Below are 20,265 nucleotides of genomic sequence, written 5' to 3'. Positions count from 1 at the left end.
GGCTAAAAACATTGCCGCTGAGCCAGATTCCGCGCTGCGCACCCCCGGTGTCCAGCGCGCTCCGTTAGCAACTAGTTTGGTTGGCAGGCGTGACTGACCTCACTCGTCGGCTCTCGGGTGGCACGAGGCTGCGTCAGCGGGTGGGGGCCGACACTCGATCATGGACAGGCGCCGTGGGCGCGGCAGGATATGGCGTTGCAGTGAGTACACGAGAGAATCCAGCGGGTCTTGTCGTTCTGGCCGTCGACGATGAGATGGCCGGGCTGGACGAGATGAAGTACCTGCTCGGCAACAACGCGCGGGTCGGACGGGTGTTGACGGCGTTCGACGCCGCCGAAGCGCTGCGGCTGCTGCGCAGTGACGATCCCGAGCTGGTCGGCAGGCGGGACGGCGAGGAGTCCATTGTGGACGCTGTCTTCGCGGACGTGTCGATGCCCGGGCTCAGCGGGATGGAGCTGGCCAGGGTGCTCACCGCCTTCCGCAATCCGCCTGCCCTGGTGTTCATCACCGGGCACGAGGAGAACGCGCTGGAGGCGTTCGAGGTCGGCGCGCTGGACTACATCATGAAGCCGGCCAACGCCGAGCGCGTCGATCGCGCGCTGCGCACCATCGAGAAGAACAAGGCCCAGGCGGCCAAGGGATCCCGCGCGCTGGAGGCGCCGGCGGCCGACGACGACGAGGTCATCCCGGTCGAACTCGCCGGCACCACCCGGATGATCCCGCGCAAGGACGTGCGCTGGGTCGAGGCGCAGGGCGACTACGCCCGGCTGCACACCGCCGAGGACTCGCACCTGGTGCGGATCCCGTTGGCGCAGCTGGAAGAACGCTGGGCGGAGGCCGGTTTCCTGCGCATCCACCGGTCGTTCCTGGTGTCGCTGCCGCTGGTCACCGAGCTGCGCATGTCGTCGTCCGGGTACTCGGTGGTGCTCGGCGGCGGGCCGTCGAAGGAGCTGCCGGTCAGCAGGCGGCACACCCGCGAGCTGAAGGACCGGCTGGTCCGGGCGCCGCGGCAGGGCTGGAGCCAGCAATGAACCGCGGTTCGGCGGGATGAGCCCGGACCACGGCTTCGACATCCGCGCGCGGCTGGGCGATTCGACGCCCCGCCCGCGCCGCAAGCGCGTCGTGCTCGCCGACCGCCGGACCCGGCAGGTCGCGCGCACCATCATGGAACTGGAGGAGCAGACCAGCGTCGGCGAGGTGCTGGTCCGGCACCTGGTGAAGGTGCAGCTGCGCAGCGCGCTGGTGCTGACCGGCGTGGTCGCAGTCGTGCTGCTCGGGCTGCCGGTGCTGTTCTGGGCGGTGCCGTCGATCGGCGACTTCGAGGTGCTCGGCTTCCGGCTGCCGTGGCTGCTGCTCGGCGTGCTGGTCTACCCGTTCCTGCTGCTGATCGGGTACCTGTGCACCCGCAGCGCGGAACGGCACGAGCGGGACTTCATCCACATGGTGGAGCAGTGACCGCATGATCGACGACGGATTTCCACACCCCAGGGGCGGTGCGGTGCGATGGTTTCGAGTTCCTGGTCCCTGCTAGGGATCGTGCTGATCGTCGCGGCGACCCTGGGCATCGGGCTCTGGGCTTCCCGGTCGGCGCGCACCACCTCCGACTTCTTCGCGGCGCGGCAGCTGGTGCGCGAGGAGCGCAACGCGGTGGCGATCTCCGGTGAGTACCTGTCGGCGGCGTCGTTCCTGGGCATCGCGGGTCTGGTGCTCAAGGACGGGGTGGACGCGCTGTGGTACCCGATCGGCTTCGCGGCCGGGTACCTGGCGCTGACGCTGTTCGTCGCCGCGCCGATGCGCCGCTCCGGCGCGTACACGCTGCCCGATTTCGCCGAGGCCCGGCTGGGTTCGCTGCGGTTGCGGACGCTGTGCACCGCGCTGGTGGTGCTGATCGGCTGGCTCTACCTGGTGCCGCAGCTGCAGGCCGCCGGGATGACGCTGGCGGCGATCGTCGGAGTGCACTACTGGGTGGGGGTTTTCGCGGTCGCGGTGATCGTGCTGCTGACCGTGGCGACCGGCGCGCTGCGCGCCGTCACGTTGGTGCAGGGCTTCCAGTACTGGGTGAAGCTGTTCGCGATCACGGTGCCGGCGTTCGCGTTGTTCGTGGTCTTCGTCAACGCGCCGCCGCACCAGGCGCTCGACGAGCCGCTGCCGCCGGTCTTCCCGCGCGACACGACGGTGCACATCGACACCGACGTGCAGCTGCGGGTCAGCGAGCCGGTGTGGGTGGCCGAAGGCACCGGCTCGATCTACCTGCAGCCCGGCGAGTACTCGATGGCGGCGGGCACCGACCTGCGGTTCCCGGCTGGCGCGGCGGTCCCGGTCGTCGCGGCGGCCGAGGCCGACAACGCGACCTGGCTGCGGCCGCACGGCGACGGCGTTTCCGGGCTGCTCGAAACGTATTCGGTGCTGATCGCGACGTTCCTCGGCACGATGGGCCTGCCGCACGTGCTCGCCCGCTTCTACACCAACCCGAGCGGGTCCGGTGCGCGCCGCACCACGCTGTTCGTGCTGGCGCTCCTCGGCGCGTTCTACCTGTTCCCGACGATCTTCGGGATGCTCTCCCGGCTGTACGTGCCGCAGTTGCTGGTCAGCGGCGAGACCGATGTGGCGGTTCTGCTGCTGCCGCAGGCGATGCTGGGCAACTGGGTGGGCGGGCTGCTCGCGGCGATCACCGCGGCCGGGGCGTTCGCCGCGTTCCTGTCGACCTCTTCCGGCCTGGTGGTGAGCGTGGCCGGGGTGCTGTCCTCGCGAGACGCGCTCCGCGGCCGGGCGATCGACTTCCGGCTGGCGGCCGCGCTGGGCTGCCTGGTGCCGACGCTCCTGGCGCTGCCCGCGGACAACCACGACATCGCGCGCAGCGTGGGGTTGGCGTTCGCGATGGCCGCTTCCACGTTCTGCCCGGTGCTGGTGCTCGGGATCTGGTGGCGCGGGCTCACCGCGGTGGGCGCCGCCAGCGGCATGGTGGTCGGCTGCTGCCTGGTGCTGATCGCGGTGGCGTGCACGCCCTTCCTCGGGGACGGGGCGGGCTGGTTCGCGACCCTGGCCCGGCAGCCCGCGCTGGTCACCGTGCCGATCGCGTTCGCGGTGACCGGACTGGTCAGCGTGGCTACCCGGGCGCGGGTGCCGGCCGGGGTGGGCCGGGTGATGCTGCGGCTGCACGCGCCGGACCGGCTCGGTTTCTTCGACGGCAGGCTCAGCGCGGAGCCCGCGGAGCAGCGGCCGACCGAGGGCCGCCACCAACGCTGAACGTGATCATTCGTCGTGTTCTTTGAACTTTTTGGGTGGATTCCGCGACGAATGCAATCACCTTTCGTACTTGCTGGTATAGACCAGTGGAAAATCAATAGGCTGAACGGGTGAAATCGATCTGGTGAGACACAATTCAGCGCGTCCGCTTGGACTCGGATAACTTCACTCGATCGTTAGCTTGCGTACTCCCAACGGGGCTTCACAGCGGTGGTTGAACTACGTAGCGTTCCCGCGTTGAACTGATTCAGCAGGCTCCCGTACCGGCGGCACCCGGGACGGAGCCTTTTCTTGTGGGAGGACACCGTGAGCACCACGGACCAAATCGGGTCCGGGTCCGGTATCGACGCCGAAACCTGGGCCGCTGCCCATAGCAGCCCCGAATTCACCACCCTGCGACGCAGACTGCGCAACTTCGTCTTCCCGGTCTCGGCACTGTTCCTGGCCTGGTATCTGGTCTACGTGCTGCTCGCCGACTACGCACACGGCTTCATGAGCATCAAGCTGGTCGGCAACATCAACGTCGGCCTCGTGTTGGGCCTGCTGCAGTTCGTGTCCACGTTCGCCATCACCACCTGGTACGTGCGATTCGCCAACCGGGAGCTCGACCCGATCGCCGAGGAGATCCGCGAATCCCTCGAGGGCGGCGCGAGCGACAAGGCGGAGGACACCGCGAAGGTCACTGCGGAGGACACCGCGAAGGACACCGCGAAGGTCACTGCGGAGGACACCGCGGAGGACACTGCGAAGGACAAGGCGGAGGACACCGCGAAGGACACCGCGAAGGTCACTGCGGAGGACACCGCGGAGGACACCGCGAAGGACAAGGCGGAGGACACCGCGAAGGACTCGACCGACGACGCCCCGGAGAAGTCCGCGGACGACAGCGCCGAGAAGGAAACCGGCGCCGATGACGACGCAGACGCCGACGGCGACGGCGACGGCGACGGCGCGAAGGACGACGGCGCGAAGAAGGACGACTCCGAAGGAGGCCAGAAGTGATCGCCGCACTTTCCCCGCTGGCCCAGAGCGAAACCGCGAACAACAGCGCGCTCAACATCGGCATCTTCGCGCTGTTCGTCGTGGTCACCATGGTCATCGTGTTCCGCGCCAGCCGGAACACCAAGACCGCCTCCGACTACTACGCCGGCGGCCGCGCCTTCACCGGCCCGCAGAACGGCATCGCCATCGCCGGTGACTACCTGTCGGCGGCGTCGTTCCTCGGCATCGCCGGGGCGATCGCGGTCTACGGCTACGACGGCTTCCTGTACTCGATCGGCTTCCTGGTGGCCTGGCTGGTGGCGCTGCTGCTGGTCGCGGAGCTGCTGCGGAACACCGGCAAGTACACGATGGGCGACGTGCTCAGCTTCCGGATGAAGGAACGTCCGGTGCGCACCGCCGCGTCGCTGTCCACCCTGGCCGTGACGTTCTTCTACCTGCTCGCGCAGATGGCCGGTGCCGGCGGCCTGGTCGCGCTGCTGCTGGGCATCACGAACAAGACCGGCCAGGCCGCGGTGATCTTCGTCGTCGGCGCGCTGATGATCGTGTACGTGCTGGTCGGCGGCATGAAGGGCACCACCTGGGTGCAGATCATCAAGGCGGTGCTGCTGATCGCGGGCGCCTTCGTGATGACGATCTGGGTGCTCGCCATGTACGGCTTCAACTTGTCGGGCCTGCTCGGCGCGGCCGCCGACGTCGCAGGCGACAAGGTGCTCAACCCGGGCGCCCAGTACGGCAAGACCGAGATCAGCAAGCTGGACTTCGTCTCGCTGGGCATCGCGCTGGTGCTCGGCACCGCGGGTCTGCCGCACGTGCTGATGCGCTTCTACACCGTGCCCACCGCCAAGGAGGCCCGCCGCTCGGTGGTCTGGGCGATCTGGCTGATCGGCCTGTTCTACCTGTTCACGCTGGTCCTGGGCTACGGCGCCGGGGCGCTGGTCGGCTCCGACGTGATCAAGAAGGCGCCGGGCGGCGTGAACTCGGCGGCGCCGCTGCTGGCGCTGGAGATCGGCGGCCCGCTGCTGCTGGGCTTCATCTCCGCGGTCGCGTTCGCGACGATCCTCGCGGTCGTCGCCGGCCTGACGATCACCGCGTCCGCCTCGTTCGCGCACGACATCTACGCGAACGTGATCAAGAAGGGCAAGGTCGACGACAAGGGCCAGGAGGTCAAGGTCGCCCGGATCACCGCGGTGGTCATCGGCATCGTGTCGATCCTGGGCGGCATCGCGGCCAACGGCCAGAACATCGCGTTCCTGGTGGCGCTGGCGTTCGCGGTCGCCGCTTCGGCGAACCTGCCGACGCTGCTGTACTCGCTGTTCTGGAAGCGGTTCAACACCAACGGCGCGCTGTGGAGCATCTACGGCGGTCTGGCGGTCACCATCGTGCTGATCGTCTTCTCGCCCGCCGTCTCCGGTGGCGAGGACTCGATGTTCCCGTCGCTGGACTTCGCGCTGTTCCCGCTGAAGAACCCGGGCCTGGTGTCGATCCCGGTGTCTTTCCTGCTCGGCTACCTCGGCACGGTGCTGAGCAAGGACACGGCCGACAAGGCCAAGCAGGCGGAGATGGAGGTCCGGTCGCTGACCGGCGCCGGCGCGGAGAAGGCCGTCTCGCACTGACGCGCTGAACCGCTCCACCTCGAACGAGCGCCCCGTCCGGCCGAGAGCCGGGCGGGGCGCTTTCGTCGGTCGTTCGCGTCAGGCGGCGCTCAGCTCGGATTCGGCGGCCGTGAAGTGCGCTTCCCATATGTCGCCGTCGGCCCGGCGGGGCGGGACGCGAGCCAGCAGGGCCTGCACACGCGGGTCGGTCATCCGCACGAACCCGGCGAACCGCGGTGATCCGCCGTCCTCCGGAACCGTCGCCAGATGTCCCCAGTCGCTGCCGTTCGGCCAACGGAGAATGGCTCGACGAGACATGGCTTTCCTTCCTGCCGGGCGGATTCAGCGAACGGATCTGAATCGAACAAGCACACTGTGGCACGGAGCCTCACGAAAACGGCGATATCTTCGGGATCTCCGACCGAAAGCGTGATCAACTACGAAATGGTCTCGCGTTATCGCAGGTGAGGGCGGGTTCTTCCGGGGTGCGGGGCGTCCGCCGACGCGAAATGCGAGTCTCTTACGCGGGCACCACGCATCGCGTGGCAGCATCGGGGTGTGACTACTCCAGTTCCCGGTCATCAGGTGCCCGGCGTGCAGCCGGAGGAGCTGCCCGCGCAGCTGCCCGCGGGCAGCGTGCTGCTCGACGTGCGCGAGGCGAACGAGTGGCAGGCCGGGCACGCGCCCGAGGCCGTGCACCTCCCGATGAGCGAGCTCGTGCAGCGGCTCGACGAGATCCCGGAGGCCGACCAGGTCTTCGTGATCTGCCGTTCCGGCGGCCGGTCGGCGAAGGTCGCCGCATACCTCAACGCCAACGGTTGGGACGCGATCAACGTCGAGCGCGGCATGAACGGCTGGTCCGCCATCGGGCGGCCGCTGGTCTCCGACGACGCCGACGGCGAGCCGTACGTGCTGTGACGGCCCGACCTCCCGGCCCCGGACGGCCGAGCGTGGAGTGGGTCGCCACCCCGCCCGGCGGCCCGCGGCGGATCCGGCCGCCGCGCCGACCGCGCCGCTACACCGGCCCGCCGGCCTACCCGGCCGTGCCGCGCTGGGGCTTCCCGCTGCTCGCGTGGCGTTGGCCGCTGGCGCTGCCGCTGCGGCCGCACGGCGATCCGATGCTGCGGGCGGTGTCCGCCGCCGGGACGGCGGTGGTGACGCTGTGGATCACCGCGGGCGTGGCGGCGCTGGCCACCTTCGCGGAGTGCTGGCGGTACGTGCTGCTGCTGGTCAGCCGCAGCCAGGCGCTTCCGCGCACGCCGCTGGCGATCTCCGACGTCCTGGTCGGCACGACCGGCTCGATCCTCTGGGTGCTCGGCGTGCTCTCCGGTGTTTTCGTCGTCCTGTGGGGCCTGCGGGCGCGCGCCGCGGCCGCGGCGCGCATCGGGGTGCAGAGCGCCCGGCCCGACTGGCAGGTGGTCGTCGGCGTCCTGGTGCCGGGGCTGAACCTGTCCGTGCCGGGCTCGACGCTGGCCGAGCTGGAGCATTCCGTGCTCGTCGCGGAGGGCGTGCGCCGCCGGGGCGAGCGGCCGTTCCCGACGCTGCGCGTCCGGTTCTGGTGGGCGGCGTGGGTGGGAACCCTGGTGCTCGGCTGGCTCTCGTTCGGCTGGGGATTCGTCGGCAGCGTGCAGGCCCAGGCGGACGGCGTCGTGCTGCACGCGCTCAACAACGCCCTGGTCACGACCCTGGCGATCATGACGGCGCTGCTGATCAAGTACCTGATGCGGCTGCTCGCCCCGCTGGACCCGACGGAGCTTGCGCAACTCCGGGTCCGCGCGGTCCGCGCCGCGCCGCCCGCGCCCCGGGCCACCCGCCCCACCAGCGCGCCGCGCTGACCGGCTGTCCGAGGTTCCGCAATTTCCATTGAAATTGGATCTTCAATTTCAATGGAAATTGCGGCACCACGAGACCGCGGGCGGGCCGTTCGCGCCGTCGTGTGGTGCGAGTCCTCGGTGACACCGTGGTTGCGGTGCGTCACAGATGCCGGAAGTGGATCGAGATCGCCCGCATAATGGGCGCCGTGCGGCAACCGACCCCCGACGTCGTCGCGCACCGAGGAGCCTCCGCGCATCGCGCCGAGCACACCCGCGGTGCCTACGAACTGGCCCTCGAACAGGGCGCCGACGCGCTCGAATGCGATATCCGGGTCAGCCGGGACGGCCACCTGGTGTGCGTGCACGACCGGCGCATCGACCGGACCTCCAGCGGCCGCGGTGTGGTCAGCGAGCTCACCGTCGCCGCGATGTCCGAAGTGGACTTCGGTGGCTGGCACCAGGAACCGCCCCGGTCGGCGGACGACCTGGTGCGCGGCCCGGCCGCGGAGCCCGAGCACGGCGTGCTGCTGCTCGACGAACTCCTCGGCCTGCTGCGGGACAACTCGCGCCCGGTCCGGCTGTTCATCGAGACCAAGCACCCGGTGCGCTACGGCGGGCTGGTGGAGCGCAAGCTGGTCGCGCTGCTGGCCCGGCACGGCCTGGCGACGCCGGCGGATCGGGAGAACTCGCCGGTGCTGATGATGTCGTTCGCGCAGTCCGCGGTGCGCCGGTTCCACGAGGCCGCGCCGGGCGTGCCGACGGTCCTGCTGTTCGACCGGTTCCGCGGCCCGTTGCGCTCCGGCGTGCTCCCGCCGTGGGCGGACCTCGCCGGGCCGGGCATCCGCCTGCTGCGCGAGGACCCGGGATTCGTCGCGCGCGCCGCCGCGCTCGGCCGTGACACGTACTGCTGGACCGTCGACGACCCCGCGGACATCGAGCTGTGCGCCCGCTCCGGAGTGCGCTTCGTGGCCACCAATGCGCCCGCGTCCACCCGCTTCCACCTGGCTGAATCGGGTCTCGTGCAGTTCGGTAGCGTCACGGCGAAGTGACCATGAGCGAGGGGATCTGCAGTGTCGAAGCGAACCGCACCCAAGCCCCAGGCGGACACCGGGATCAAGCCGCGCCAGCCCTGCCCGTGCGGTTCGGGGAAGCGCTACAAGGCTTGCCACGGCGCCGCGGGCGGTGCCGCCGACGTGATCGTGACCAGGCCGTTCGAGGGCTTGGCCGCGGAATGCGAGCTGGTCGCGCTGCGCGAGTTCGTCCCGTCGGCGACGGCGAAGCTGCCGCTGCGCGACAAGGGCGAGGTCACGCTCGCGACCGTGCTGCCGATGGCCGCCGCGGCGCTGCGGCGCAACGACGACAAGTCCTTCATCGGGCTGCAGGTGCAGACCCACTCCGGTGATATCAGCCGGGATCTCGCGCGGGCCGTCGAGTGGGTGCAGACCGCCGAGATCGGCGAGTCGCTGTCGGTGGTGGGGCCGGAGACGGCCGAGCCCGGCACCATTCCCGCCCGCTTGCAGGACCTGCTCGACCCCGCCGCGCCGCTGGAGGTCGAGCTGCACGAGGACTTCGCCTGGTGGCTGCCCGGCGACGTGGAGCCGACGGGCGAGGTCGCGCTGTCCCTGGAGCGGGCGAACGCGGCGATCATGCCCACCGACCGGCTGACCGCCGAAGGCGTGGAATCCGCGTACTGGGTCGACGCGGGCGAGAAGGCCCACCTGCGCTGGGTGCGCCCGGAGCCCGAGGAGCAGCTGCTGGCGGCGCTGGCGCGGCTGTCCGCCCGCGGCGAGCTGGCGCTCGGCGAGGACAGCAAGTACGCGGGATCGTTCCGCGCGCACGGCCTGCTTGTGCCGGTGTGGGACCTCGACCGCGAGAAGCACGCGCGCGAGTGGGACGAGCCCGCCGCGGAGCTCGGGCGCCGGCTGGCCGATGCCCTCGGCTCGCTCGACTCGGAGCCGCTGAACGCGGCGGAGCGGCGCGCCCGCGACGGCCTCCGCGGCCGCCAGGTCACCATCCGCTGAGCCCGGTGTCGGGCGGTTCCGGCCGGAACCGCCCGACTTGGCTCCACAGTGGACCGATGTGTCGGCCGCTGGAATTTCCCCCTAGCCGCGGGGAATCGCCTCGATGCGAGCCATGTTCTGCTCGCCCCATTCCCCGAGCGGCATCAGCGCCTCGATGAGCGACCGGCCGAACTCCGTCAGCGAGTACTCCACCTTCGGCGGCACCTGGTGGTACATCTCGCGGTGCACCAGGCCGCTCGCCACCATCTCCTTGAGCTGCAGGATCAGCACCCGCTCGCTGATGTCCGGGATCGCGCGCCGCAGCTCGCCCAAGCGCCGCGTCGCGAAGGCCAGCTCCCACAGGATCAGGCACTTCCACTTGCCGCCCATCACGTCGATGGCGGCATCCAGTCCGCAGGTGTACTTGTTCCGCTTCATCCCGGGCTCCCACTGGCAAAAAGTTCAGTACCCGACAAAATAGTCGGTACTTGATCAAAGTGCAGCCATGTCGCGAGGATCGAACGCGTCAACGCGATCGACCTCGAAAGAGCCGACTTTGAACTGGAGCACGAACATGACCGGTGGCAAGCGCACGGCGGTGACCGTCCTCGGGCTGGGGAACATGGGGGCGGCGCTGGCCAAGGCGTTCCTGGCCGCCGGGCACCCGACGACGGTGTGGAACCGCAGCCCGGAGAAGGCCGCGCCGTTGGTCGCCGAGGGCGCAGCGCACGCCGGATCGATAGCGGACGCGGTCACCGCCGGCCCGCTGATCATCGCCTGCCTGACCACCTACGACGCCACGCTGGAGGCCCTGGCGCCCGCCGCCGGCGAGCTGGCCGGCCGCACCCTGATCACGCTGAACAGCGGAACTCCCAGCGGCGCCCGGGAAATGGCGGAGTGGGCGACCGGCAACGGCGCCCGCTTCCTGGACGGCGCCGTGAAGAACGTCCCCGAAGCGGTCGCGAAGCCGGACACGCTGCTGTACTACAGCGGCGACAAGGCCGTCTTCGACGAGTACGAGCAGACCCTGCGGGAGCTCGGCGGCGACACCCGGTACCTCGGTGACGACGTGGATCTCGCCGCGCTGTACGAGATGGCGGTCGGCGCCACGCTGTTGCCCGCCCTCCTCGGCTTCTTCGAGGGCGCGGCCCTGGTCGCGAAGCGCGGGACGCCCGCGAGCGAGCTGGTGCCCTACACCGTCAAGTGGCTGGAGATGATCGGCTCGGTGCTGCCGAAGTTCGCGGCGGAGATCGACGCCGGCGACTACAGCGACCCGTCCTCGACGGTCGGCCTGTTCTACGCGGGCAGCGCCCACGACGACGAGCTGGCGGCGGCGAACATCGACGTCAGCTGGCGCGAGCCGATGAACGACCTGCTGCGCCGGGCGGTCGCCGAGGGCCACGGCGAGCACAGCATCTCGGCGCTGGTCGAGCTGCTCCGGAAGCCCGAACCCGGTGCTGCTCGCAGTTTCAATTGAAACTGGTCCACCATTGTCGTTGGACCGAACGGGTGATCAACGCGCCGGTCGGGCAACCGATCGGCGCGTTGCGGCGTGTCATCCCTGGCGATACCCGACGTTTAGGGGGTGGAGGGTTGACCGCGCACCTGCCGGCAGTGCCGACCGCCACCGAGGCGTCCGGTGTCTATCGCGGGCGGGCACGTCGGGGGGACATGGCGGCGGCAGAGGACGATTTCGCGGAGTTCGTCCGGGTAGCACTACCCGGGCTGATGCGCTATGGCCACGCCCTGACCGGTAACCCGCACGATGCCGCGGACCTGGTGCAGACCGTGCTGGAGAAGGTCGGCGCCCGCTGGTCGAAGATCAGCCGGAACTGCGCGGACCCCACCGCCTACGTGCGCAAGGCGATGGCGAACACGCACGTCAGCCGGTGGCGGCGGACGCGCCGGGAAACGCTGCTCGCGGATTTCCCGGACATCCCCGCAGCCATCCAGCAGGATCGCCTGGAGCACGAGCCGCTGTGGGTCGCGCTGCGATCTCTGCCGCCGAGGCAACGCGCGGTGGTCGTGCTTCGTTACTACGAGGGGCTTTCCGAGCTGGAGATAGCCGACACGCTCGGCATCAGCTGCGGAACGGTGAAGAGCCAGGCCAGCAAGGCGATGGCGACGTTGCGCAAGCGGCTCGGGCCGCTGGTGGGAGGAGGTGACGCGTGATGGATCTGGAGGACGAGCTGCAGCGGGTCCTCCGGGACGACCGGCTGGACATCCCGGTGCGAACCGGCGCCGAGTGGTCGCTGGTGGCCGGAGCGCGTCGCCGCAGGCAGCGCAACGGGGTGCTGGCCGCGACGGGCAGCGCGCTCGCCGCGACGCTGCTGGTCGGCGGCGGGATCGCGCTGATCGGTCACCAAGCGGGCGAGCCGGTGCAGCCGGCGGTGCCGCCCGTCGTACAACCGGAGCCGAACCTGGGCTCTACCGCGCCGCTGCAACCGACGCACCAGCCTCCGGCCCCGCCGCCGGTGCAACAGCAGCCGGGCCAGCCGCCGCAGCTGCCGAGCCTCACGACCCCGCCGACCAGGAAGCCGCTGCCGCCGGAGGTCCTGCTGACGACGACCTCCGAGCCGGACCCGACGACCTCGGCGTCGCAGACCTCCAAGCCGAACCCGACGTCGTCCCAGAACCCCGCCACCGAACCGAATTCGCCCGGCGGGTAGCGCGAGGGCTCAGAGGGAGCCGCCGGCGGTCCGGGGTGCCGGCGCGTCGACGCCTTCGTCGCCGACCGTTTCGCGGGCCAGGTAGTTCTCCACGTCGAAGAGGTTGCCCTTGGAGCGGTCGACCACGTTCAGCAGCGTCGACATCGAGGCGACCTCCTCGACCTGCTCCTTCAGGAACCACTGCATGAACTGCTCGCCGAGGTAGTCGCCCTCCTCGCGGGCGGTCTTGGCCAGCGTTTCGATCTCGCGGGTGACCTCGCGCTCCTGCTCCAGGGCGAGCGCGACGAGCTCGCGGGTCTCGGTGAAGTCGTTGCGCACCTGCTCGATGGCCGGGATGACCGGCTTGACGTTGTTGTCCATCAGGTACTGGACGATCATCATCGCGTGGTTGCGCTCTTCCAGCGCCTGCCGGTAGAAGTGCGCGGCCAGCCGCGGCAGGTCCTCGTTGTCGAACCAGACCGCGACGGCGATGTACTGCTGCGAGGCGGTGAATTCATTGCGCACCTGTTCCTGCAGCAGGTGCTCGAAACGGGATTCCTTGTGCTGAATCTTCTTCGCGGTGACAGCCATGCCCTCAATATACTCTGGAATGAGTCCAGATACATTTCAGGTAAACCTAATAATCCTATGGTTAACCTTGGCTGGGTCGCGTTTTAGCCAAGGCAATCCTCAGATAAATTAGCCAAGCCAAACCTGTGCCATTTTGGCTGGTGGTGGCGCTGTCGTTGCTGCTGGTGGTGAATGTTTCGCGTCGTGTCACCAATTCGAGTGGCTATTGTTCGGCGAAGGGCGACAGTGATCGGCTTTTCCGGTTGGAGCGCCCTTCATTCGTCACTCGATCAAGTGATGGAATGGGGATCGGCCGAGTTCATGGATTCAGCTGGGCGCGGGTGATGGGGCAGGACATGCACCGCGGCCCGCCCCGGCCGGAACCGAGTTCGGAACCGCTGATCCGCAGCACTTCGATCCCGGCGTCCTCGAGCCGCGCGTTGGTCTCGGCGTTGCGCTCGTAGGCCACCACCACGCCGGGCGCCACGGCGAGCGTGTTGTTGCCGTCCTCCCACTGCTCGCGTTCCGCGGTCACCGGGTCCAGGCCGGTGTCGATCGCCCGCAGGTGGTCGATGCCCATCGCCTCCGCCGCGGCGGTCAGGAACGGGGTCGGGCCGGACACCTTCAGCTCGCCGTCCAGCGGGCGCAGCGCGAAGGCCTCCAGCGAGTGCTGGATCGCCGGGTACATCACCACGGCGTCGCGGTCGACCATCGTGCACACCGTGTCCAGGTGCATCGAGGCCCGGGCCTGCTCGATCGGCACGGCCAGCACGGTGTGCGCCAGGTCGTCGGCGAACAGCGAGCGGGCGAGCGACTCCGCGCCGGCGGGCGTGGTGCGCTCGCCGACGCCGATGGCCACCACGCCCGGCGCGAGCAGCAGCACGTCGCCGCCCTCGACGGGCGCGGAGTGCGCGCCGTAGGCGCGGGTGGAGTGCGAGAACCGCGGGTGGTAGGCGTAGATCAGGTCGGTGAGCGCGGATTCGCGGCGGCGCGCCGGCATCGCGAGGGCCGCGATCGCGACCCGGTCGCCGATCCACACCGACGAGTCCCGGGTGAACAGCAGGTTCGGCAGCGGGTCGATGGCGAAGTCGTGCGGGTGGTGCATCCGGCGCACCAGGGACTCGCCCTCCGCGGCGGGCAGCTCCTCGAACGTCATGCCCGCGATGAGGATCCCGGCCAGCGCGGAATCGTCCACGCTGGACAGATGCGAGCGCAGCGTGTCGGCGATCTCCGTGCCCACTCTGAGCTCGTCCACGCCAGCGAGCACGGCCGCGGCCCGAGCGCGGGTGTCGCGCAGCGCCTCGGTGAGCAGGTCGCGCAGCAGCAGCACCTCGACGCCCCGGTTGCGGAGCACCTCGGCGAACGCGTCGTGCTCCTCCTGGGCGCGATCGACCCACGGGATCGCGTCGAACAGGAGTTGGTCGCTGTTGCGCGGCGTGAGCCGCTTCAGCTCCGTGCCCGGCCGGTGCAGCAGCACCGCGTGCAGCGGGCCGACCTCGCTCTGGACGTGTGGTTCGCTCACGATGAGCAGCCTAACCGCGACTAACGGAAACGTCCGTCATCGACGATGATTTCGATCAATCATTAACCAAAAAGCCCGATCGACCATCGGATCGTTGCGCGAAATGGACGATCGATTCGTCGGCTAGTGGGCTTCTGATTTTGCCTGAAATTGGAAACCCTCGCGGCGAACCCGGTCAGGGCAGCCAGCCGACGCGGCCGCGCAGGGCGGCGTAGCCGACGAAGGCCACCACGTCGATCAGCGCGTGGCCGACGACCAGCGGCCACAGCCGGTTCGTGCGCTGCCAGGCGCGGCCGTAGACCAGGCCCATCACGACGTTGCCGACGAAGCCGCCGAAGCCCTGGTACAGGTGGTAACTGCCGCGCAGCACCGCCGAAACCCACAGCGCCCGGTTCTCCGACCAGCCCAGCTGCCGCAGCCGGGTCAGCAGGTAGGCCACCACCAGGGCCTCTTCGGCGAAGGAGTTGCCGAAAGCGGCCAGCGTCAGCACCGGCGCGCGCCACCACGCCGCGTCCAAAGTGGAGGGTTGGACGGTCAGGGCGAGGCCCAGGGAGTGCGCGACGAGGTACAGGCCAAGCCCGGGGATGCCGATCAGGGCCGCGAGGCCCAGCCCGCCCGCGAAGTCCCGCCCGGGGCGGGAGCGGTCCAGGCCCACCTGCCGCAGCGCCATCCCGCCGCGCCACAGCAGGTACAGCCCCAAGCCGCCCCAGGCGCACAGCCGCAGCACGTTCGTCAGCTGCGCGAGCATGTCGAGCAGCCCGAGCTCCGCCTGTGGCACGTTGATCGCGGCGTGCTGGTCGGCCAGCGGTTCGGGGCGCAGCAGGGCGTCCAGCAGCGACAGCAGGCTCTGCACGCCGGAGAGCCCGAGTGTCACGGTGAAGACCACGAACAGCTCGATGATGATCGCCCTGCGCTCCGACCGGTCCGCGATCGTCGCGGGCTCGCCGGGCCGGGTCGGGGTCAGCCATGCGCGCAGGGTGCTCACGCGTCGAACCGTACCCGGATCGGTGACGCCGCCGGCCGGGCGCTCGAAGGTCTGGAAATACCGGGAAAACGCGTGCGGAACTGGTCACCGCCCCTGCCGCGTCGGATCGGCATGGACGTGTTCGTGTGGGGCGCGGCGGACACCGAACGCGCGGTGCGCGTGCTGCAGGCGCTGCGCCGCTTCGACGTGCTCGACGGGCCGCTCGGCTCGGCCGATCTGTTCGGCATCCGGGACGGTGTCCTGGTCGAGGTGCGGCACAGCGATCCGGGCGGGCTGCTGGTGCGGTTCACCGACGGGCGACGGCCCGGCCAATCGGCGATCGTGGCGCGCGCGTTCCTCTGGGTGATCACCCGCGATGCGGCGGTGGAGGAGGCGATGCTGGTGGGCCCGGGCGCCGAGCCGCTGCGTTTCCGCGACGGCCGCATCCAGCGCCTGACCCCCGAGAACTCCGAACGCTGCCCCGACGACTGACCAGCTACCTGACGTTAGGTCGAGCTTTCGCCGGCCCGATTGCCGCAGCTGAACCCGCCTGCCGCTGCGCCGGGAGCGATGAGGCGCTCCGATTTTGCCTAAAATCGGGCGCCTCGGAAGTCGGTGGAGACGCTCCCGATTTTAGGCAAAATCGGGTAGTCCGAGAGCGAAGTTCCGAGGTGCGGAAGACGTCAGCCCTGGCGTTGCTGGGCGAGGAACGGGCAGCCGACGAGGCGGCGGAGCTCCACGCCGAGGTGCTCGGTCGTGCTGACCGGGTGGGAGAACGCCAGCCGCACGTCGTGGTCACCGTCGGCCGACTCCACCCGCAGCCGCAGGCCGTACTTGTCCAGTCCGAGCGGGCGGATGTGCCCGCCGCGCAGCTTCTCCGGCAGGTGCCGGGCGAGCAGCCCGACGACGTCGCGGTGCGACAGCTCCAGGTGCCGCAGCCACGCGTCTTCCTGCATGCAGAACGGATCCGGCGTGGCGGCCTGGAAATCCGCGGGGTCCACCGAGCCGGTGCCCTCCGAATCCGCCAGCACCAGCGACGCGGATTCCAGCCGCAGGACGCTCGCGCCGTGCCCGGCGTCGAGCAGCCGCGGGTCTGGGCGCTCGTCGGCGACCGAGAGCACGGCGTCGTGGGCCTCCGCGCCGTCGAGCAGCCGCACCCAGCCGGTCAGCCACAGCAGTCCGCGCACCGGTTCGCGCAGCCGGACCGGCGTCGGGTCGGTGAGTTCCAGGACCGCGGCCAGTTCGGCGCGCGGCGCTTGCCAGGCGGCGGCGATCAGCGGGTGCTCGTCCGCCAGCAGGACGGTCGCGGAGCCATCGGCGTGCACGTGGTGCAGCAACGGCGCGATGCGCGCCGAGTTCTCGTCGGCCGGCAGGAGCGCTGCGCGGCCGCCGCGCTTGGCGATGCTCCTGGCACGTTCGGCAGCGCTCGGCGTCGCGGGCCGGCGAATGGTCGTCTCACCCACTGCTCACCTCCAACTTAGGCAAGCCTAACTTAAATGTGTCGCGTGGGGAAGTCGCCTCATCGGGCGCCGCGCGGTCGCCGAAGCGGCCCCACCGCCCGCGCATCCTCTTAGTACCAGCTGGAACGTCCCCGTGGGGCGGCAACCGGAGTAGTGCCCCCAGGGGCGGTGCGAGCGCCGTCGGACCAGGGAGGATGATGATGTCCAAACCAGGCGAGGGAGGCCTACATGACCCCGCCCGACGTCCGTTTATCGGGCACCTTTGTTCACTGGCCGGTACGGCATTAGCGTGTCAGCCGTGTCAAGCGCTGTTGAGCTTCGCGCGCCCGGTCCGCGCGGCATCCCGCCCCTGTTCGCCCGATTGGTTGACGACGCGGCGCTGTTCCCGCCGGGGACCGCCGAAGTGCCGCAGGCGGTGGCCGACCACCTCGAGGCGCGCGGCGGCGCGTTCACAGGTCTGCTCGGGCCGATGCTGTGCAAGGCGTCCCGGCTGGCCGAGCTGATCACCGAACTGGCGAAGGTGAAGCCGGCGTCGCCGGTGCCGCTCTCGCTGGTGTGCGACACCGGGCTCGGCGGCGTGCCCAAGGCCCTGTCGATCATCGAGGGCCGGCAGGAGCTGCTGGCGCTGCGGATGGTCGAGATGCCCGCGCCGTCCGACGTCGACGACATCTGGCTGGAGCGCGTGTCGGAGTTCGTGCCGGAGGACATCATCCGGGTGGTCGAGCCGAGACGCGGCGGCGACGGCTGGCTGGACGGCATCCGGCGGGTCGCCGAGCACGGCTGCTGGCCCAAGCTGCGCTGCGGCGGGCAGACCGCCGAATCGGTGCCGTCCATCGACGTGGTCACCGACTTCCTCGCGGTGGCGGGCACCCTCGACGTCCCGTTCAAGGCCACCACCGGGCTGCACACCGCGGTGCGCGGCACCGACCAGGAGACCGGGTTCACCCACCACGGCTTCCTCAACGTCCTGGTCGCCACCGCGCGCTCGCTGTCCGGCAAGGACGTCCGGGCGGCGCTGGCCAGCACCGACGGCGCGGCGCTGGCCGAGGAGGCGCGCGCCCTGTCCGACGACGCGGCCAACGCGGTGCGCGACGTCTTCGCCTCCTACGGCTCGTGCTCGTTGCAGGACCCCGTCGCCGAACTCGAAGGATTGGGACTGCTTTGACCTGGATCGAGGATCCCGAGTTCGCCCCGGACAAGCCGTTCGGCCCGCAGACGCTGCCCTACGGGGTGCTGGTGACCGGCAGCGGTCCGGGCATCGCGGTGCGGGTCGGGCGGCACGCGCTGCTGCTGCGCGGCATCGCCGGGGAACTCGGTCCTCGACTCGCCGAGCTGGTCTCCGGCGACTCGCTCGATCCGCTGCTGGCCGCGGGCCGCGACCGCTGGCGGGAGCTGCGGGAGCGGCTCAGCGAGCTCGTCGCGGCCGATCGGGCGCCGGCGGGCGCGAGCCTGGTGCGCACCGACTGGCACACCCTGGTGCTGCCGTTCGCGGTCGGCGACTACGTCGACTTCTTCTCGTCGCGGCACCACGCCGAGAACGTCAGCCGCATCTTCCGGCGCACCGCCGAGCCGCTGCCGGAGAACTGGTCGCACCTGCCGGTGGGCTACCACGGCCGCGCGGGCACCGTGTACGTCTCCGGCACCGACATCCACCGCCCGAGCGGGCAGCGCAAGGCCGCCGGCGACCTGCAGCCCGCGTTCGGCCCGACCCGGCGGCTCGACTTCGAGGCGGAGGTCGGGTTCGTCTGCGGCGGCGAGCCGGCGGCCCGGGTGTCCACTTCGGACTTCGCCGAGCACGTGTTCGGGCTGGCGCTGGTCAACGACTGGTCGGCGCGGGACATCCAAGCCTGGGAGTCCAAGCCGCTGGGGCCGTTCCTGGCCAAGTCGTTCGCCACCTCCGTCGCCGGGTGGATCACGCCGCTGGAGGCCTTCGAACAGGCCAGGGTGCGGACTCCGGAACCGGCGCACGCGCTGCAGCCCTACCTCGTCGAGAAGGAGCCGTGGGGGCTGGACCTGCGGCTGGAGGTGCGCTGCAACGAGACGCTGCTGGCCTCGCCGCGGTTCGAGCACATGAGCTGGTCGCCCGCGCAGCAGCTGGCGCACATGACCGTGAACGGCGCGCCGGTGCGTCCCGGCGACCTGTTCGCGTCCGGGACCGTGTCCGGGCCCGAGCGCGACCAGCGGGGCTGCCTGCTGGAGCTGACCTGGGGCGGAGCGGAGCCGATCACGCTGCAGGACGGCGAGCAGCGGACCTTCCTCCAGGACGGGGACCGGGTGACACTGAGTGGCAGCGCGCCGGGGCCCGACGGTTCGGTGATCGGGCTCGGCGAGGTGACCGGCACGGTGCTGGCCGCGGCTCGGAGGTGACGCGATGGCCCAACCCAGCCCCGAGCCGATTCGCGGCCCGATGGGCCTGCCGCGCGACGCCCAGCCAGGCACCAAGGAGAGCTCGCTGACGCTCGATCGCGGGCTCAGCCTGCTGCAAGCCGTGGCGGACGCGGAGAGCGAAGCGCCCACCATCAGCGACCTGGCGGCGACCGTCGGCGTCAGTCGCGCGGCCGTGTACCGGCTGCTCGGGCCGCTGCAGAGCCGCGGCCTGGTGCGCCGCGAGGGTTCGAAGGTGCGGCTCGGGCTCGGCGTGCTGTGGCTGGCCGGGCGGGTGCTGCCGCAGCTGCGCATCGCATCGCTGCCCGCCTTGCGGGCGTTGGCGGAGAAGGTCGGCGCGACGGTGCACCTGACCGTGGCCGACGGCAGCGAGGCGCAGGCCGTGGCGGTCGTCGAGCCGTCGTGGACCAGCTACCACGTGTCGTACCGGGTCGGCAGTCGTCATCCGGTGCAGCGCGGCGCGGCCGGTCGGGCCGTGGACCTGCCGCCGGGCGGGCCGGCGTGGATCGCCAGCAGCGGCGACCTGCAGCCGGGCGCGTTCGCGGTGGCCGCGCCGGTGCGCGGAGTGCCGGGGCTGCGCGCCAGCGTCGGCGTGGTGGCCCTGCAGCCGTTGGCGCCGGAGGAGATCGGGCCGCTGGTGCTGGAAACGGCCGAGGCGGTCGCCGAAGCCCTGCGCTGAGCCCGGGCGCGGCGTCGTCCGATCTTGCCCAAGGGGCCGTTTCGGAGGGCTCCGAGTGGCTCGTCCCGAATGCGCCCGACCCTGACAGGCAGTGGCGGTTTCGCGCGAAACCGCCGCTCTGCACCCCGGACGCCCACGTCCCACGCGTGTCCGCGCACCATCAGGAAACGACCGTGAAATTGGAGCGCTCCGAGCCTCGTCATCAGGGCTCCGATTTTGCCTAAAATTGGGAACCCCGCTGCGGTGACGGTGGAAATTCCAATTTTGCCTAAAATTGGGAGTCCGTATTTCGGTCGCGGCTGGTCAACGGGTGTTTCCGGCGCCGAAATGCAGGCCTTTAGATGATCTTGATCAGGTGACATTTTCGCAGTTCAGAAGCGTAT

The 20,265-nt window shown here is 70.3% G+C and carries 21 protein-coding genes and 1 pseudogene; 16 read left to right on the top strand and 6 right to left on the bottom strand.

Annotated features, from left to right (window positions below):
• Positions 1–200: 200 nt before the first annotated feature.
• The 5 genes and pseudogenes from E1288_RS01000 to E1288_RS00980 all read left to right on the top strand — a co-directional run bounded on the left by E1288_RS01000 (position 201) and on the right by E1288_RS00980 (position 5,861).
• Complete coding sequence (locus E1288_RS01000; protein WP_132479327.1) at positions 201–1,031, top strand: LytR/AlgR family response regulator transcription factor; 831 nt, start codon at positions 201–203, stop codon at positions 1,029–1,031.
• A gap of 16 nt (positions 1,032–1,047) precedes the next feature.
• Positions 1,048–1,455, top strand: a complete 408-nt coding sequence (locus E1288_RS00995; protein WP_132479325.1) for a hypothetical protein — start codon at positions 1,048–1,050, stop codon at positions 1,453–1,455.
• Positions 1,456–1,503: 48 nt separating this feature from the next.
• The gene (locus E1288_RS00990) at positions 1,504–3,246 is read left to right on the top strand and encodes a sodium/solute symporter (RefSeq protein WP_132479323.1); all 1,743 of its coding nucleotides are present in this window, start codon (positions 1,504–1,506) and stop codon (positions 3,244–3,246) included.
• A 324-nt stretch (positions 3,247–3,570) separates the two neighbouring features.
• A pseudogene (locus tag E1288_RS50085) lies at positions 3,571–3,897 on the top strand (DUF485 domain-containing protein); the annotation flags it as partial.
• A gap of 440 nt (positions 3,898–4,337) precedes the next feature.
• Complete coding sequence (locus E1288_RS00980; RefSeq protein ID WP_235883266.1) at positions 4,338–5,861, top strand: solute symporter family protein; 1,524 nt, start codon at positions 4,338–4,340, stop codon at positions 5,859–5,861.
• A 78-nt stretch (positions 5,862–5,939) separates the two neighbouring features.
• Here E1288_RS00980 and E1288_RS00975 read toward each other — a convergent pair whose 3' ends face one another.
• Positions 5,940–6,158, bottom strand: coding sequence for a hypothetical protein (locus tag E1288_RS00975; RefSeq protein ID WP_132479319.1), 219 nt, complete (start codon positions 6,156–6,158; stop codon positions 5,940–5,942).
• A gap of 276 nt (positions 6,159–6,434) precedes the next feature.
• Between E1288_RS00975 and E1288_RS00970 the strand changes: the two genes are divergently transcribed.
• The 4 genes from E1288_RS00970 (at position 6,435) to E1288_RS00955 (ending at position 9,675) form a co-directional block, all read left to right on the top strand.
• A complete protein-coding gene (locus E1288_RS00970; protein ID WP_132479552.1) occupies positions 6,435–6,758 on the top strand; it encodes a rhodanese-like domain-containing protein in 324 nt (107 codons plus the stop codon).
• Between the two features lie 32 nt (positions 6,759–6,790).
• Complete coding sequence (locus E1288_RS00965) at positions 6,791–7,675, top strand: DUF4328 domain-containing protein (protein WP_132479317.1); 885 nt, start codon at positions 6,791–6,793, stop codon at positions 7,673–7,675.
• Between the two features lie 176 nt (positions 7,676–7,851).
• Complete coding sequence (locus E1288_RS00960) at positions 7,852–8,703, top strand: glycerophosphodiester phosphodiesterase (protein WP_165967934.1); 852 nt, start codon at positions 7,852–7,854, stop codon at positions 8,701–8,703.
• Between the two features lie 21 nt (positions 8,704–8,724).
• Positions 8,725–9,675, top strand: a complete 951-nt coding sequence (locus E1288_RS00955; RefSeq protein WP_132479313.1) for a DUF5926 family protein — start codon at positions 8,725–8,727, stop codon at positions 9,673–9,675.
• A gap of 81 nt (positions 9,676–9,756) precedes the next feature.
• On the opposite strand, the gene E1288_RS00950 is transcribed toward E1288_RS00955, so the two are convergent.
• Entirely contained in the window at positions 9,757–10,092 is a 336-nt protein-coding gene (locus E1288_RS00950; RefSeq protein ID WP_132479311.1) for a winged helix-turn-helix transcriptional regulator, read from the bottom strand.
• A 136-nt stretch (positions 10,093–10,228) separates the two neighbouring features.
• Between E1288_RS00950 and E1288_RS00945 the strand changes: the two genes are divergently transcribed.
• The 3 genes from E1288_RS00945 to E1288_RS00935 all read left to right on the top strand — a co-directional run bounded on the left by E1288_RS00945 (position 10,229) and on the right by E1288_RS00935 (position 12,323).
• Positions 10,229–11,131: an NAD(P)-dependent oxidoreductase gene (locus tag E1288_RS00945; protein ID WP_132479309.1), complete on the top strand. Its 903-nt coding sequence runs from the start codon at positions 10,229–10,231 to the stop codon at positions 11,129–11,131.
• A gap of 116 nt (positions 11,132–11,247) precedes the next feature.
• Positions 11,248–11,826, top strand: coding sequence for a SigE family RNA polymerase sigma factor (locus E1288_RS00940; RefSeq protein ID WP_132479307.1), 579 nt, complete (start codon positions 11,248–11,250; stop codon positions 11,824–11,826).
• Positions 11,823–12,323 carry a hypothetical protein gene (locus E1288_RS00935; protein ID WP_132479305.1) on the top strand — a complete coding sequence of 167 codons (501 nt, stop codon included), beginning with the start codon at positions 11,823–11,825 and terminating at the stop codon, positions 12,321–12,323. The genes E1288_RS00940 and E1288_RS00935 overlap by 4 nt, the downstream gene beginning before the upstream one ends.
• Positions 12,324–12,332: 9 nt before the next feature.
• Here E1288_RS00935 and E1288_RS00930 read toward each other — a convergent pair whose 3' ends face one another.
• From E1288_RS00930 to E1288_RS00920, 3 genes are all read right to left on the bottom strand, one after another.
• On the bottom strand, positions 12,333–12,893 hold the full coding sequence (locus E1288_RS00930; RefSeq protein WP_132479303.1) for a ferritin: 561 nt from the start codon (positions 12,891–12,893) through the stop codon (positions 12,333–12,335).
• Positions 12,894–13,191: 298 nt separating this feature from the next.
• A complete protein-coding gene (gene arcA, locus E1288_RS00925; RefSeq protein ID WP_165967921.1) occupies positions 13,192–14,394 on the bottom strand; it encodes an arginine deiminase in 1,203 nt (400 codons plus the stop codon).
• A 175-nt stretch (positions 14,395–14,569) separates the two neighbouring features.
• Positions 14,570–15,379 (bottom strand): CPBP family intramembrane glutamic endopeptidase, encoded by an 810-nt coding sequence (locus E1288_RS00920; RefSeq protein ID WP_397527374.1) that lies wholly within the window; start codon positions 15,377–15,379, stop codon positions 14,570–14,572.
• Positions 15,380–15,490: 111 nt separating this feature from the next.
• On the opposite strand from E1288_RS00920, the gene E1288_RS00915 reads away from it, so the two are divergent.
• A complete protein-coding gene (locus E1288_RS00915) occupies positions 15,491–15,850 on the top strand; it encodes a hypothetical protein (RefSeq protein ID WP_132479299.1) in 360 nt (119 codons plus the stop codon).
• 191 nt (positions 15,851–16,041) lie between these two features.
• Here the strand turns inward: E1288_RS00915 and E1288_RS00910 are convergent, their stop codons facing one another.
• A complete protein-coding gene (locus E1288_RS00910) occupies positions 16,042–16,821 on the bottom strand; it encodes a DUF2470 domain-containing protein (RefSeq protein ID WP_132479297.1) in 780 nt (259 codons plus the stop codon).
• A gap of 295 nt (positions 16,822–17,116) precedes the next feature.
• On the opposite strand from E1288_RS00910, the gene E1288_RS00905 reads away from it, so the two are divergent.
• The 3 genes from E1288_RS00905 to E1288_RS00895 are packed head-to-tail and all read left to right on the top strand — an operon-like array spanning position 17,117 to position 19,882.
• A complete protein-coding gene (locus E1288_RS00905; RefSeq protein ID WP_268951780.1) occupies positions 17,117–17,983 on the top strand; it encodes a hypothetical protein in 867 nt (288 codons plus the stop codon).
• Positions 17,980–19,185, top strand: coding sequence for a fumarylacetoacetate hydrolase family protein (locus E1288_RS00900; RefSeq protein ID WP_132479295.1), 1,206 nt, complete (start codon positions 17,980–17,982; stop codon positions 19,183–19,185). Before E1288_RS00905 ends, E1288_RS00900 begins: the two co-directional genes overlap by 4 nt.
• 40 nt (positions 19,186–19,225) lie before the next feature.
• Positions 19,226–19,882, top strand: coding sequence for an IclR family transcriptional regulator (locus E1288_RS00895; RefSeq protein ID WP_207954114.1), 657 nt, complete (start codon positions 19,226–19,228; stop codon positions 19,880–19,882).
• The last annotated feature ends 383 nt before the right edge of the window (positions 19,883–20,265 follow it).

It is taken from the genome of Saccharopolyspora elongata, assembly GCF_004348985.1.
Taxonomy (GTDB): domain Bacteria; phylum Actinomycetota; class Actinomycetes; order Mycobacteriales; family Pseudonocardiaceae; genus Saccharopolyspora; species Saccharopolyspora elongata.
The sequence above is the reverse complement of the archived record's forward strand: the minus strand, read 5'-3'. Positions and strand labels throughout refer to the sequence as shown.

Coding starts and splice junctions, on each gene's coding strand:
- E1288_RS00980 (WP_235883266.1), top strand. CDS start 4,338: ATGGTCATCGTGTTCCGCGCCAGCCGGAACACCAAGACCGCCTCCGAC.
- E1288_RS00950 (WP_132479311.1), bottom strand. CDS start 10,092: ATGAAGCGGAACAAGTACACCTGCGGACTGGATGCCGCCATCGACGTG.
- E1288_RS00995 (WP_132479325.1), top strand. CDS start 1,048: ATGAGCCCGGACCACGGCTTCGACATCCGCGCGCGGCTGGGCGATTCG.
- E1288_RS00915 (WP_132479299.1), top strand. CDS start 15,491: ATGGACGTGTTCGTGTGGGGCGCGGCGGACACCGAACGCGCGGTGCGC.
- E1288_RS00975 (WP_132479319.1), bottom strand. CDS start 6,158: ATGTCTCGTCGAGCCATTCTCCGTTGGCCGAACGGCAGCGACTGGGGA.
- E1288_RS00945 (WP_132479309.1), top strand. CDS start 10,229: ATGACCGGTGGCAAGCGCACGGCGGTGACCGTCCTCGGGCTGGGGAAC.
- E1288_RS00930 (WP_132479303.1), bottom strand. CDS start 12,893: ATGGCTGTCACCGCGAAGAAGATTCAGCACAAGGAATCCCGTTTCGAG.
- E1288_RS00895 (WP_207954114.1), top strand. CDS start 19,226: ATGGGCCTGCCGCGCGACGCCCAGCCAGGCACCAAGGAGAGCTCGCTG.
- E1288_RS00960 (WP_165967934.1), top strand. CDS start 7,852: ATGGGCGCCGTGCGGCAACCGACCCCCGACGTCGTCGCGCACCGAGGA.
- E1288_RS00990 (WP_132479323.1), top strand. CDS start 1,504: ATGGTTTCGAGTTCCTGGTCCCTGCTAGGGATCGTGCTGATCGTCGCG.